Genomic DNA, 387 nt, shown 5'->3' on the forward strand with positions numbered 1-387 from the left:
GTACAGATTATATGCCAACGCTGGATGGTCTGAAGTCTTTGTATGACGCCAATAGAGGTAATGCGATGAATACGGTACAGGGATGGCCGGTAAATATGAGTTATCTCACCAATACCCCGAGTAATACACAAACAGGGAGCCGTTACTACAATGTGGTGCAACTAAATTCTGGCGCAGTTTCGCAAATCGTATCCACCGTGCTGGCGTTACAAACCTGCCGTACAACGCCGTTGATGACTGCCAGCCAGATTACGCTGGAAGCCTCAGACCCCGGGCAGTTTGTCAGCATTGACAGCACACTTAGCGCCGTCAAAGCGAAGAAGGGGGATGAGGTGTCGATCCGCATTTCGACTAAAGATGCGCAGGGGAATTTAGTCGGCAATACGC

At 50.1% G+C, this 387-nt stretch carries 1 protein-coding gene; it reads left to right on the top strand.

What is annotated here, in order from left to right:
• Positions 1 to 65: 65 nt before the first annotated feature.
• Positions 66 to 387: hypothetical protein (locus tag JZ792_RS41570; RefSeq protein ID WP_254191112.1), on the top strand; the 322-nt coding region annotated here is incomplete at its 3' end.

The organism is Nocardia noduli (assembly GCF_019038455.1).
Classification (GTDB): Bacteria; Actinomycetota; Actinomycetes; order Mycobacteriales; family Mycobacteriaceae; genus Nocardia; species Nocardia noduli.